The 12,811-nt window shown below is 39.6% G+C and carries 11 protein-coding genes; 5 read left to right on the top strand and 6 right to left on the bottom strand.

Annotated elements, in window-relative coordinates:
• Positions 1 to 4 precede the first annotated feature (4 nt).
• The 4 genes from AC5NT5_RS18395 to exaC all read right to left on the bottom strand — a co-directional run bounded on the left by AC5NT5_RS18395 (position 5) and on the right by exaC (position 3,529).
• Positions 5 to 292 carry a hypothetical protein gene (locus AC5NT5_RS18395; protein WP_494513730.1) on the bottom strand — a complete coding sequence of 96 codons (288 nt, stop codon included), beginning with the start codon at positions 290 to 292 and terminating at the stop codon, positions 5 to 7.
• Between the two features lie 94 nt (positions 293 to 386).
• Positions 387 to 749, bottom strand: coding sequence for a hypothetical protein (locus AC5NT5_RS18390; protein ID WP_182672868.1), 363 nt, complete (start codon positions 747 to 749; stop codon positions 387 to 389).
• 115 nt (positions 750 to 864) lie between these two features.
• Positions 865 to 1,545 carry a DUF8168 domain-containing protein gene (locus AC5NT5_RS18385; protein WP_182672867.1) on the bottom strand — a complete coding sequence of 227 codons (681 nt, stop codon included), beginning with the start codon at positions 1,543 to 1,545 and terminating at the stop codon, positions 865 to 867.
• Between the two features lie 463 nt (positions 1,546 to 2,008).
• Complete coding sequence (gene exaC / locus AC5NT5_RS18380) at positions 2,009 to 3,529, bottom strand: acetaldehyde dehydrogenase ExaC (RefSeq protein WP_149593193.1); 1,521 nt, start codon at positions 3,527 to 3,529, stop codon at positions 2,009 to 2,011.
• Between the two features lie 172 nt (positions 3,530 to 3,701).
• Between exaC and AC5NT5_RS18375 the strand changes: the two genes are divergently transcribed.
• Complete coding sequence (locus AC5NT5_RS18375; protein ID WP_182672866.1) at positions 3,702 to 4,595, top strand: AraC family transcriptional regulator; 894 nt, start codon at positions 3,702 to 3,704, stop codon at positions 4,593 to 4,595.
• Positions 4,596 to 4,675: 80 nt separating this feature from the next.
• Positions 4,676 to 5,707 (top strand): LacI family DNA-binding transcriptional regulator, encoded by a 1,032-nt coding sequence (locus tag AC5NT5_RS18370; RefSeq protein WP_182672865.1) that lies wholly within the window; start codon positions 4,676 to 4,678, stop codon positions 5,705 to 5,707.
• Positions 5,708 to 5,802: 95 nt separating this feature from the next.
• Here the strand turns inward: AC5NT5_RS18370 and gtfA are convergent, their stop codons facing one another.
• Positions 5,803 to 7,275 carry a sucrose phosphorylase gene (gene gtfA, locus AC5NT5_RS18365; RefSeq protein ID WP_182673691.1) on the bottom strand — a complete coding sequence of 491 codons (1,473 nt, stop codon included), beginning with the start codon at positions 7,273 to 7,275 and terminating at the stop codon, positions 5,803 to 5,805.
• Positions 7,276 to 7,451: 176 nt separating this feature from the next.
• On the opposite strand from gtfA, the gene AC5NT5_RS18360 reads away from it, so the two are divergent.
• The 3 genes from AC5NT5_RS18360 (at position 7,452) to AC5NT5_RS18350 (ending at position 12,307) form a co-directional block, all read left to right on the top strand.
• Positions 7,452 to 8,678, top strand: a complete 1,227-nt coding sequence (locus tag AC5NT5_RS18360) for an MFS transporter (protein ID WP_182673692.1) — start codon at positions 7,452 to 7,454, stop codon at positions 8,676 to 8,678.
• 171 nt (positions 8,679 to 8,849) lie between these two features.
• Positions 8,850 to 11,246, top strand: coding sequence for a TonB-dependent siderophore receptor (locus AC5NT5_RS18355; protein ID WP_494513729.1), 2,397 nt, complete (start codon positions 8,850 to 8,852; stop codon positions 11,244 to 11,246).
• 113 nt (positions 11,247 to 11,359) lie between these two features.
• Positions 11,360 to 12,307 (top strand): carbohydrate kinase family protein, encoded by a 948-nt coding sequence (locus AC5NT5_RS18350; protein WP_494513728.1) that lies wholly within the window; start codon positions 11,360 to 11,362, stop codon positions 12,305 to 12,307.
• A 45-nt stretch (positions 12,308 to 12,352) separates the two neighbouring features.
• Here the strand turns inward: AC5NT5_RS18350 and AC5NT5_RS18345 are convergent, their stop codons facing one another.
• Complete coding sequence (locus tag AC5NT5_RS18345) at positions 12,353 to 12,742, bottom strand: nuclear transport factor 2 family protein (protein WP_182681517.1); 390 nt, start codon at positions 12,740 to 12,742, stop codon at positions 12,353 to 12,355.
• Positions 12,743 to 12,811: the final 69 nt, after the last annotated feature.

Raw genomic sequence — 12,811 nt, 5'->3', positions numbered from 1 at the left:
AAATTTAAGATAGCCTAGTTATTATTTTGGCAACCCATTTATCATGGTGCTTGCTAGGTGCGAAAGATAAAAACATACCAATAATTGGAAATATTCCAGTAAAAATGGCGGCAATTATTTTAGAACCTTCATCTTTAGTTGGTACACCGTTTATTTCAATTACGGCATTTGGATCTAATGCTGCTTGAACAAAAATGAAAACTAATATGCTTCCAATGATTATTAGAGTTCCACCCGCAAGCCGGCTTAAACCTACAACTATATCGACTTTTTTCTGTAATTCAGCGTCCATACTATCCTTTAAATATAACGCCGCATTAAGCGGACTAATACTGTGTAGCGAAGCGGAACGTAACCCACTGTTTTAGTTCCGTTTAAATGCCTTGTTAAGTTGCTTTTCTCCTAACAAATTTCACGATTTTATTTGTAGAAAAGTCATAATGAATTACACCATTTTTATAAGATTGATCCATTACCGATTTACTATTACGAAATGTAGAACGATGCTTTAATTTAAACTCAAATAAACCAGATTTTATGTTTAATCCACTTTTCTCTAAATAATAGTCATATGCTTCATCACCTTTTTCTTTTAAAAAAGATAAAGTAGCAATGTACGCTTTTCTCTCAAGTTCAGACTCAGCCTCGTAAGACCCGAAGAATGTATACCCATCAGGCGGCCCTATCGTAACTGTTTTAGCTTCAGTTTGAATTGATAACAAAGCTAGAATTATGAGTATAAATTTCATGAGCAACTTAACACCCGCATAACGGGCAAAAATACGTAGGCTACAATACCAAGCGAAGCGCAGGGAGCCTACGTGTTTTTGTCCCTTGCGAGCGCAGCGAGTGTTAATGCGTTTGTTAGATATTCTTTGCCAAAAACTTCAAGAGAACACTTTGCGTGTAAGACAGCATTTCCATCCGTTCTTTGCTGGTTGTACTTTTTACTTCTGCCCAACGACCATGTCTCACTGGACTGGCAAAGTTAGTAATCTTAGTGTCCACATCTTCACGATTAGTACCAAGATCTTTGTGCAAATCTAACCAGCCTTGGGAACCTTGTCCTGTATTATACGACTTAGTTATTGCTTCAAGCGCTCGGTAACAATAAAAAGCACAATCCATAGTGTCAGTGATTGCTCTCATATAATCTCTTAAAGCCATCCTAAAATAGACGTTTTTAACAGAAAAATGTAGGGAATCATTAAATACTTTTGTTTGTTCAAATTCGTTTTTTGTGTCCGCTTTAACGCCAAACACAACCGCCTGATCTTGTTCGTCAGACCCAAATACATTGATAATTTCTACAGAGTAACCGCAGTTTAAAGAGAAACCCAAAGCGCTAACTATCATTTGCGCATTATGCTCTACGGTTAATTTAGCACTAACTATATCTTTAATTGGAGTATCGAATATTGCATTTAACTGACCAGCATCACAGGTAATTTTTAAATACCCGTGTTGCTTCATGTCCATTGCTATTTCACTAAACTGAACAGCTGCTCTTTCTGGAAGAACTTTGCCGGAAATAAAATACTTCATCCTGAATACCTAACAATTTTGTCTACGACATTTGTCGTTTTATAAACCGACAAATGTCCCTATATTACAATGCATTTATCTTAGCTAGCAAATAACCAACTGTAAACAACTAGTTAACTACAAAGAAATCTCCGTTAATGCTGTAATACACCTAAATGGAGGAGATCAGTAATATCCGACAATGCATAAATCACTGCACATTTTTAGAGCAGCTTTTTATAAAAAGTTAATATCATAAAATCGTTTTTTAAACGCAGGTAATGAGTTATTTGATGCGCTTAGGTTTTAACGTTTTGAATGCGGCTGATATTGTAATTCTGTATTACAACAAGCTTAAAGTAGTGTTGTGAGCACTGTGAAATAAAAGCACTTTAAAATAAAAACACTCTAAATAAAAAAGCGCTACAAATATGCAGCGCCCTCATCACTTAATAGTTGTTGTGTACAAGTTTGAACTGTTTTATTAAAAGAAGCCGAGCGGATCTTCGCTGTAGCTCACTAATAGGTTTTTAGTTTGTTGGTAGTGATCAAGTGCTAGTTTGTGTGTTTCTCGCCCTATTCCTGATTTTTTATAACCACCAAATGCAGCATGTGCTGGGTACATGTGGTAACAGTTTGTCCACACTCGACCAGCTTCAATTTTACGTCCCATGGTGTAAGCACGATTCATGTTTCTACTCCACACCCCTGCACCTAAACCAAACTCAGAGCTGTTGGCAAGTTCGAGTGCTTCGGCTTCATCTTTAAAGGTCGACATTGAAATAACAGGGCCAAAAATCTCTTCTTGGAACACACGCATATCGTTCGTGCCCTTTAATAACGTAGGCTGTATGTAATAACCACCATTTAAATCGTCACTTAGCTGCTCTACATTGCCACCTGTAAGTACCTCTGCACCTTCTTTTTTGCCTATTTCAATGTAGCTCAGTATTTTATCAAATTGTGCTTTTGAAGCTTGTGCGCCCACCATTGTTTCACTATCGAGCGGGTTACCGCGCTTAATTTTTTGGGTACGCTCGAGTATTCGTTCAATAAACTGCTCGTAAATATCTTCTTGAATAAACAGCCTTGATGGGCACGTACACACCTCGCCTTGGTTAAAGTAAGCAAGCACGGCGCCTTCTATTGCTTTGGATAAAAACGCGTCGTCTTTTTCCATTACATCATTAAAAAATATATTAGGTGATTTACCACCGAGCTCGACCGTTGAAGGAATAATATTTTCAGCAGCGCATTTCAAAATATGTGAGCCCACAGGCGTTGAACCTGTAAATGCAATTTTAGCGATGCGTTTGCTTGTGGCCAGTGCTTCGCCTGCTTCTTTACCGAAGCCGTTTACTATATTTAATACGCCTGCAGGGAGTAAATCGCCAATTATCTCCATTAAAACTAAAATAGAAGCTGGTGTTTGCTCAGCCGGTTTTAAAATTACGCAGTTACCTGCAGCAAGTGCTGGTGCGAGTTTCCAGGCGGCCATTAAAATAGGGAAGTTCCACGGAATAATTTGCCCAACAACACCTAGTGGCTCGTGAAAATGATACGCAACGGTGGTTGCGTCTATTTCACCTATAGTGCCGTCTTGCGATCGTAGGCATCCTGCAAAGTAGCGAAAGTGATCTGCCGCTAGCGGAATATCTGCAGCGAGTGTTTCACGAATTGCTTTACCGTTATCCCATGTTTCGGCAACAGCTAGTAACTCTAGGTTTTGCTCAATTCGGTCGGCTATTTTTAGCAGTATGTTACTTCGGTCGGTCACCGATGTTGTGCCCCACTGCTCTCGCACTGCATGCGCTTTGTCGAGAGCCAGCTCTATGTCGTCTTTGTCTGAACGCGGTATTTGGCAAAATACCTTACCGTTTACTGGGCTTATATTATCAAAATATTGGCCATTTACAGGCTTTACCCACTCTCCGCCAATGTAGTTTCCGTATTGTTGTTTAAAGTTTACGAGTGCGCCGTCGCTGCCTGGATTTGCATATATCATGTGTGTGCTCTCTTTATTGTTGTTAGCTAAAGGTCGAACATTTATATAAAACAAAATGCTTTATATTTAATCAGTGTTGTTTGACATTAGCCTAACGAGCACCTAAAAACTTGATTAGCTGTCCACAAAAGTTGTCTGTGGGTCCACACTAATAAAAAACTAAAGGATTGATATGCACACATCTCAGTTAAACAAAAAACGCCAGCAACTTGATGTTTTAATAGAAAATAAAGTGACATTTGCGGCAGATAATAGTGAATTGAGTATTTACGACACATATCAAAGCGCGCAAAAGGTGGCACTGCACTCAAACGAGCTGCTGTTTTGCGCCATGCTTAGCGGCAAAAAGGTAATGCACGTAGAAAGCAGCCAATACCATAAAGCATTTTTACCACACGAGTCGTTTGTATTAGCGCCAGAGCAAGGTGTTTTAATTGATTTTCCACAGGCATCAATGCACGCCCCAACTACTTGTTTAGCTATTGAAATTAGCACCGACAAAATAACTAGCGTGGCGAATGCACTTAACATGCAGCAAAACTTTGCACACGATGGCTTATTTGAATATGTACCTCAGTTAGTGCATACCCAACATAATATTCAAACGCAGCAATTATTAGAGCGCATGGTGCATTTATTTAGCGAGCAAGGCGCACAGCGACATTACTTGATTGATTTGTCGTTAAACGAATTGATCACCCGTTTATTACAACAACAAAGCCGCGAGCTATTGCTGGCTAGCTGCGATAAGCCACGCCTTAAAACAAAAGTCAGCGATGCCCTGCTTTATATTGAAGAACACTTAAGTGAAACGCTCGACATAAATACCTTATGCAAAATAGCCTGCATGAGCCGCAGTAAGTTTTATCAGCAGTTTAAACTTGCATTTGGCACTAGCCCAGCCCTTTGGCAGCAACAATTAAGACTTAAAAAAGCGCGTACTCAATTGCTACAAGGCCATGCAATTAGTAAAGTTTGCTTTGATGTTGGATTTAATAGCGCGAGCCACTTTAGTCGTTTATTTAAACAAACGTTTGGCATTGCGCCTAAAGAGTGTCGACATTAGCCCTAAAATCTTATTTTTTTACTTTGCTAACGCCCTGAATATGTTAGTTTATTAACATGAGTATTGAGTAAAGAATTGGTATGAGTAAGCAAACCCGCTGGACCCTAAAAAGTATTGCTAAAGAGTTAGGTGTTTCTAACGCGACAGTATCTAATGCGTTTAATCGCCCTGATCAGCTATCGGCTAAACGCCGAGACGATATTCTTGCAGCGTGTAAAACTTTGGGCTATTACGGACCTAATAAGGCCGCGCAATCATTGCGTAATGGCACATTTAATATTGTTGCTTTAGTGTTGCCCGATAGTGTGGAATACATGGTGTCGGACCCTGTGGCTAGTAGCTTTATGCGCGGTGTTACCTCGGTGCTTGAAAAAAACGGCATTAATATTTTATTGTTTTCAGGTAATAGCGATAACCTTAATAACGTGGTCGACTTTGTAGATGGCTTTATTTGTTATGGCCGCCCTCGTAATAATGCGTTAGTTGAGCAGTTAAAAACAGTGTCTAAACATGTAGTGACAATTGATTTTGATATTGCTCGCAATGCCTCTGTAAATATTAATAACGAACAAGCAAGTTACGAAATTGCTAAACACGTACTGCATAATCAAAGCGATAAAGTGGCTATATTAGGGCTTAGGCTACTTGATGAAAACGTATTATGCCGCGTGTATGAGCATCACGAATTTGAAACCGGACAATCTATTTCGCATCAACGTTTACGCGGATATCAACGCGCTTTAAGCGAGGCAAATATTACGGTGGCTGACGATCGCATTTGGAACATTCCTGAAAGTAGCGAGCGTTTTGCAATTATTGCTGCTAAAGAGGTTTTAAGTGCCTCCCCTCGTCCTAACGTTATTATTTGTATGAGTGATTTAATTGCCCTTGCCACAATGCGAGAAGCAATAAAACAAGGCATAAAAATAGGTGAAGAACTGCGTATTGTGGGCTTTGATGGTATTGATGAAGCAGCCCGGTTTGTACCTCGCCTCACCACTATTCATCAAAACAGCCAAGAAAAAGGCGTTATAGCCGCTGAATTATTTATTTCTAAAGAAGAAAAAACTAAGGAAGTCAGTTACGAATTAGAGATTGGTGCGAGTAGTTAGCTTACAAACCTTGTAATAGTTTTATGTGTTAAAAAGCCAAGCTTAAGTAGCTTGGCTTTTGCTTTTCATGACGTTTGTAAATTACTCTTTTAACATTAAGCTAAAAATGAATTTAAGTTAATCGTTGTTTCTTCATCACCGTTTACTTGCGTAATAAGTGCATGGCGTAATTTAAAATCAACAGTAAGTGAAATAGTTTGCTCATCTAGTTGCCACGATAAACAACACATACTGCCTTCACCTTGGGCGCTAAATTCACCTGCAAATGCAGGGTGTGAATTGCGAATTTTAATTAATTCAATTAAACCTTTTACTACAGGCTTATTTAAGGCCTTGTCGATTATATTTGCATCTAAATATGGGCGGTTAATATCACGGCCTACATTTGTATTTGTCAGTAACTCCATGTCGTTTTCGCAAGCAAATAAGCCGCCGTAATATACTTGTGGTACACCTGGTGCAAAAAATTGAATTGCACGCGACAGTAAGTAATCAAAGTCTTTAGCGCCTAATGCGTTGTAGTACGTACAGTTAACTTGATATAAGTCGACATTACTCGCCGCAGCGCCCGTAGCTTGGCGGCTTTGGTTGTTGCTGTTAGCGTGCATAGTTTCTACTAGGTTATCAATCTGCTGTGCATTTAATAGCCCTGGTTTGTCGCCCATTGGACCTGCGTCAATAATGCCAATACCGTCGTGTGTATCAAGTACGGTTAAGCAATTACGTGGCGAAATTTGTAACCATTTGAGTAGTGCATCTACATCGTTGTTAAATAAGCTGTGTAAAATAAGCGGTGGTAACGCAAAGTCGTAAACCATATTTACGCGTTTTGCCACTTCTACCTGAGTTTGATAATGGCTATGAATTTCTGCAATGGTTTCCATGCCTAAATCGTTTGCTTGCTTAGATAAGTTATCTAGGTAGCCAAACGTTTCATCAAGCATAAAGCAGTTAGTGCCAGCTTGCTTAATGGCGTAACCCGCCGCATCTAAACGAATAATATTTACATTGTTAGCCGAAAATTTAGTAAGTACGTTATTTAAATACGCAACACCGGCTTCTACTTTTACGTTTATATCAATTTGGTTATCGGTAAAAGTGGTCCAAAAATCATACGTTTGGCCGTCGCCGCACTGCATTGGCGTAAAGCAACTACCTGGGCGTGGGCGGTAAATTGCTTTTTGCTCAGCTTCGCTCATACCATTTGGAAATACATCATCTTTGGTTAAAAACAAATCCCAAAATTCTGATTGCTTACCTTTAGCTAATACATCTTGAAACTGAAAAGACTGCGCCGATACATGGTTAACAATTAGATCAGCCATTAAGTCGAGATCTTTACCTAATACTTGTATGTCTTCCCAAGTGCCTATTCTAGAATCAACTTCACTATGATCAATAGGGTCAAAGCCAGCATCGCTGCCATCAATAGGATTGTAAAATGGCAATAAGTGCACACCACCAAATACGCCTTTTAAAGGGCCGTTTAAAAGTGTGGTTAGCGCGCCTATATTTTGGCCAGTGATTCGATCAGCATATGTGATCAATTGAACTTTATTCTTCATCATTGTGTGATTACCATGTTGAAACTTAATCGATTAAGATATATCTTTAACTAGCGAGTAAGAATTTACAAGTAATTTTTAATAATTTTACATACAAATTTCGTGTCTCACGTAATACTACAGTAAGCAACTGACTGACTTACGAAGTATTAATAGAGAATTTAACGAGGAATAAACACATGATAAAATCACACACACACGTAAGCAGCGACCCACTGCAACAAATACGCTGGCTTACATACATGATGTTTTTTATGTTTGCCATGACCTCTGACGCAGTCGGCATGATAATTCCCGAACTTATAAAAGATTTCGGTTTGAGCATGACTCAAGCTAGTGCATTTCATTACGCTCCTATGGCACTCATTGCCTTTAGTGGATTATTTTTAGGCTTTTTAGCTGACAGCCTTGGCCGTAAAAAAACCATTATGCTAGGTCTATTAATATTTTCTGCGAGTTGTTTTTTATTTGCATTTAGCACCAGCTTTACCTTCTTTTTAGTATTGCTTTGCTGCATAGGCCTGGCCATTGGTTTATTTAAAACCGGCGCGCTGGCATTGCTTGGCGATATTTCACATAGTAACGACGACCATACTAAAACCATGAACAAGGTTGAGGGCTTTTTTGGCATTGGCGCTATTGTAGGCCCTGCCCTAGTTGGTGTTTTATTAGTGCAAAACGTTAGTTGGACATACCTGTATATTACTGCGGGCGTAATGTGTTTAATCCTTGCTTTATTAGCATGGCGCGCAGACTACCCTGACGTAGTTAAAACAACAGAAAAGCCAGCCTCTTTGGCCACCACCATGAAAATGGTAAAAAACCCTTATGCACTTGGTTTTTCTTTAGCTATTGCACTTTATGTAGCGACTGAAGTGGCTATTTATGTATGGATGCCAACGCTATTAAAGGACTACACAGGCTCTTGGCCACTCCTTGCCACTTATGCACTTACTATATTTTTTATACTACGTGCTGCAGGTCGTTTTATTGCCGTATGGTTACTAAATCGTTATAGCTGGCAAGGTGTTATGGCTTATTTAAGCTTAGGTATTGCGCTTTGTTATGTGGGTACACTTATTGGTGGCGTTGACTGGGCTGTAGGGTTACTACCTCTTTCAGGTTTATTTATGTCTATGGTTTATCCAACTTTAAACTCTAAAGGTATATCGTGTTTTCCTGCTGAGCGCCATGGAGCCGTAGCCGGCGTTATATTATTTTTTACCGCATTATCGGCTGCTTTAGCTCCTTTATTTATGGGTATGATCAGCGATTACTTTGGCCATGTGCGCTATGGCTTTTACTTAGCAACAGGGTTTGCCGTGATTTTATTTGTAGCTATGTTGTTCAATTATTTGCGCGACCCATCAATGAGTGCTTTACAAGAAAATAACCCAACAGCTTAATAAATTTGTATCTCAATACAATAAAAAATACTTTTAAAATCAATATATGAATAATAAAAGAGCAAATTAAACACAAAATAATTTGCTTATTGTAAAATATTTGTTATTTTTACTTAATCGATTAAGTGGAAATAACAAATCCTACTGGGTTCAACACAACGAGGCGTTCACATGACTACACACAATACACCTTTATATTTAATCAGCGCTTTAGCACTTGCCGTAAGTCAAGGCGTTAACGCACAAGAAACAGACCAAGCAACACCTGAAGCATCACAAAACAAAGGTCTTGAAACAATAGTTGTAACCGGCGTACCACGCCGAACAACAATCATGGCTTCAAGCGTTTCAGTTAGCAGCGTATCACTTGAACAAGTTCAAGTGTCTACTCCTCGCTCAACAGCCGAGGCTTTTAGAATCATCCCTGGTATTCGTGCAGAATCTACAGGTGGCGAAGGCAATGCAAATATTGCTGTTCGTGGCCTGCCAGTTGCTTCGGGCGGTGCAAAATTTTTACAATTACAAGAAGATGGTTTACCTGTACTGCAATACGGTGATATCGCTTTTGGTAATTCAGATATTTTTATGCGATTAGATAACACTGTGCAAACTATCGAATCGATTCGTGGTGGCTCAGCATCTACTGCAGCAAGTAATGCACCTGGTGGCATTATTAACTTTATCTCTAAAAATGGCGAAAACGAATCTGGCAGTGTATCTACAACACTTGGCTTAGATTACGACAGCGTTCGTACAGACTTTGAATACGGCACTTACTTAACCGATAGCGTGCGTTTTCATGTTGGTGGCTTTGTTCGACAAGGCGAAGGCCCGCGCGAAACAGGTTACACGTCTAATAAAGGTGGCCAAATAAAAGCTAATCTTACTAAAGATTTCGACAACGGTTACGTTCGCCTTTATTACAAACACTTAGACGATAAGAGTGTTGGCTACCTTCCTATGCCAATGTACTCAAATGGTGACTCTATTGCTGGCTTTGATGCGCAATCAGACACACCTCACTCAGCATTATTTACTAAAACAGTGCGTTTAAATGGTGAAAACCAAATCAGCAGCGGCGATATTCGCGATGGTATGAATCCAAAAGTTGACTCTGTTGGGTTTGAAGCTGTATTTGATTTAGATAACGATTGGCGTATCGAAAACCGTTTTCGTAAATCATCAATAAGCGGCAACTTTAACTCGCTTATTCCTGCTGAGGTTGGCAGCGCATCATCTATTGCACAGAGCATTGGTGGTGTAGGCGCAACACTCAGTAACGCAAACACGGGAGCTGCATTTAACGACGACCTCGCTATGAGAATTCATACGTTTGACGTAACAATGAACGACTTCGATTCATTAGTTAACGACTTTAAACTAACTAAATCGTTTGATGATGACACCAGCATTACCTTTGGTTATTACGCGTCAACACAAAACATTGCTATGTCATGGTTATGGAATTCATACCTTATGGAGCTTAAAGGCGACAATGCAGCATTATTAAATGTTACTGCAGCTGACGGTACTGAATTTTCAGAAAATGGTTTATATGCATATGGCACACCTTACTGGGGAAACTGTTGCCAACGTGATTACGACACAGAGTACGACACCCGTGCACCATACGTTGCATTCTCTACTAAATTGGGTGACGTAAGCATTGATGCAAGTGCCCGTTACGACAGTGGCGAAGCTCGCGGTAACTACGCAGGTGCCGTAACATCAACTGTAGATATGAACCGCGATGGTGAAATATCAATCTCGGAACAAAACGTTGCTGGAATTGATACAGCAAACGCAAGTCCAGTAAACTACGACTGGAACTATTCTTCTTATTCAATTGGTGCTAATTATCAAATTGATCCAAGCCTTGCTACGTTTGCACGTATTAGTAAAGGTGGGCGTGCAAATGCTGACCGTCTTTTATTTGGTAAAGTACGCGCCGACGGCTCTGTTGCAAAAGAAGACGCTGTTGATGAAGTAAACCAGTTTGAGTTTGGTGTTAAAAAGCGCTTTGATTCATTATCAGTGTTTGCTACTGCGTTTTTTGCCGAAACTGAAGAGCAAAATTTTGAAGCAACATCACAAACGTTTTTTGACCGTGAATACGAAGCAAAAGGGATTGAAATAGAATCTACTTACTTTATTGATGCATGGGATTTTCGCGGTAATTTAACCTGGACCGATGCAGAAATAGCAAAAGATGCGCTTAACCCAGATGTTGTAGGTAATACGCCACGTCGTCAAGCCGATTTAATTTACTCATTAATGGCACGTTACAACTATGAAAAAGGCGCTGCAGGGGTAAGTTTCATTGGTACTACCGATGCATACGCTCAAGATAATAACGATCTACAATTTGACGGCTACACACAGGTAAATGGCTTTGTAAGCTATGACTTATCTGAAAACCTTAATATTGCGCTTAATGTGAATAACCTCTTCGATACAGTAGGTATTACAGAAGCAGAAGAAGGTTCAGTACCTGAAAATAACATTATTCGTGCCCGTACTATTAACGGCCGCACAACGTCGGTAACTTTAAAATACGCTTTTAACTAAATGTGTGTATTGCGCTGCGGTGAGTAGTCACTGTAGCGCCTTTTAAAGTATGAATAAATAACACCCTTCACGTTTTTTAGCCTAGCCTTGCTAGGCTTTTTAGGATATTCCAAATGACTAAACTCCTGTGCTTAGGCGAGCTATTAATTGATATGCTGCCACAAGATGCTAATAACTCAGCCTATTTACCTATACCAGGTGGCGCGCCTGCCAATGTAGCTGTTGGCTACGCAAAACTCGGCGCAGAGGCTGCATTTTGTGGTGGTAAAGGGGACGATCATTTTGCCAATCAATTAAGTAATGCATTAGCGCAATACAATGTAAATACAGACTATTTATTTACCATTGCAGGCTCACAAACCGCCATGGTTATAGTAAGCCTTGATGAAACCGGCGAGCGTAGTTTTGGCTTTTATCGCCATAATACAGCCGATGTACTATTAACCCAGGCGCATTTAGTGCATATAAATTGGCAAGAAATAAGCACACTACACTTTTGTTCAAACACATTAACCGAATCAGCAATTGCCAACACAACGGTTAAAGCGCTAGAACTTGCAAAAGCGAATAATAAGCTCGTCAGTTTTGATGTAAATTTACGCTACAGCTTGTGGGAAAACACAAACGATATAGCAAGCAATGTAAAAGCCTGTTACACCTATTGTGACATAGTAAAACTCTCGCGTGATGAACTTAATTTTTTAGCCCAGCATAGCGACACAACGAGCGATGATTACATTCAAATGCTATTAAATACCGGAGTTAAACTGGTGTTTTTAACCGATGGACCAGAGCCTGCCACGGTTTACCACAGCGCATTTACACTTAACGAATCGGCACCAAAAATAAACGCCGTAGATACAACAAGCGCAGGTGATGCATTTATAGCGGGGGTTTTATACTACTTAAATAACTTAGGAAGTGATTTACCACTAGCAGATAAACTAAATGATAAAGCGAGCGTAAAAGGCGCTCTGAACTTTGCTCTTAAATGTGGCTCTAAAGCGTGTTTAGCTAAAGGGGCATTTCCGGCATTACCTGTGCTGGCTGATGTACTTTAATAGACCTAATGTTTTTTAAGTTCAAATATATGCAGTAACGCGTTGTTACTGCATAGCATCAAATACCATTTTACTATCCACTATTTGTTCAAAGTGCGTTATTTTTTTATTTTTAAGCTGCCAAATATGCGCGACCCTAGCTTGCATTTTTTTACCCGTTTTAATATAAGTACCAGAGTAAGTGCCATACACTACAACAGTATCATCTTGGGATAAGTAGTTTTGTGGCGTAAACGTGTAGTTATACCACTCGCTTGCAAGCTTTTGAAAAACATGTTCAGTAATGTCATTCATACCATGGTATGTACCAGCATAAGCAAAACCGTCAGCCTCTTTCCAAGTAATAGTATCACTTGCATGAGCAACTAAATTTTGCCCATTCTCTTGTGATGTTTTGCCTTCATACGTACTTTTAATTATGTCTATGTTGCTCATTTTTGCACACCCTTGCACTATAAAAAGGAAGCTCAATAAAGCTGTAATATAAACAGCTTTATTATTTAG

This window comes from Pseudoalteromonas sp. J2K-J599, assembly GCF_059295115.2.
The sequence above is the reverse complement of the archived record's forward strand: the minus strand, read 5'-3'. Positions and strand labels throughout refer to the sequence as shown.

Excerpts from the sequence above, each read along its gene's own strand:
- gtfA (WP_182673691.1), bottom strand. The coding sequence starts at position 7,275 with ATGATGAAGAATAAAGTTCAATTGATCACATATGCTGATCGAATCACT.
- AC5NT5_RS18385 (WP_182672867.1), bottom strand. The coding sequence starts at position 1,545 with ATGAAGTATTTTATTTCCGGCAAAGTTCTTCCAGAAAGAGCAGCTGTT.
- AC5NT5_RS18350 (WP_494513728.1), top strand. The coding sequence starts at position 11,360 with ATGACTAAACTCCTGTGCTTAGGCGAGCTATTAATTGATATGCTGCCA.
- AC5NT5_RS18390 (WP_182672868.1), bottom strand. The coding sequence starts at position 749 with ATGAAATTTATACTCATAATTCTAGCTTTGTTATCAATTCAAACTGAA.
- AC5NT5_RS18395 (WP_494513730.1), bottom strand. The coding sequence starts at position 292 with ATGGACGCTGAATTACAGAAAAAAGTCGATATAGTTGTAGGTTTAAGC.
- AC5NT5_RS18370 (WP_182672865.1), top strand. The coding sequence starts at position 4,676 with ATGAGTAAGCAAACCCGCTGGACCCTAAAAAGTATTGCTAAAGAGTTA.
- AC5NT5_RS18345 (WP_182681517.1), bottom strand. The coding sequence starts at position 12,742 with ATGAGCAACATAGACATAATTAAAAGTACGTATGAAGGCAAAACATCA.
- exaC (WP_149593193.1), bottom strand. The coding sequence starts at position 3,529 with ATGATATATGCAAATCCAGGCAGCGACGGCGCACTCGTAAACTTTAAA.
- AC5NT5_RS18355 (WP_494513729.1), top strand. The coding sequence starts at position 8,850 with ATGACTACACACAATACACCTTTATATTTAATCAGCGCTTTAGCACTT.
- AC5NT5_RS18375 (WP_182672866.1), top strand. The coding sequence starts at position 3,702 with ATGCACACATCTCAGTTAAACAAAAAACGCCAGCAACTTGATGTTTTA.
- AC5NT5_RS18360 (WP_182673692.1), top strand. The coding sequence starts at position 7,452 with ATGATAAAATCACACACACACGTAAGCAGCGACCCACTGCAACAAATA.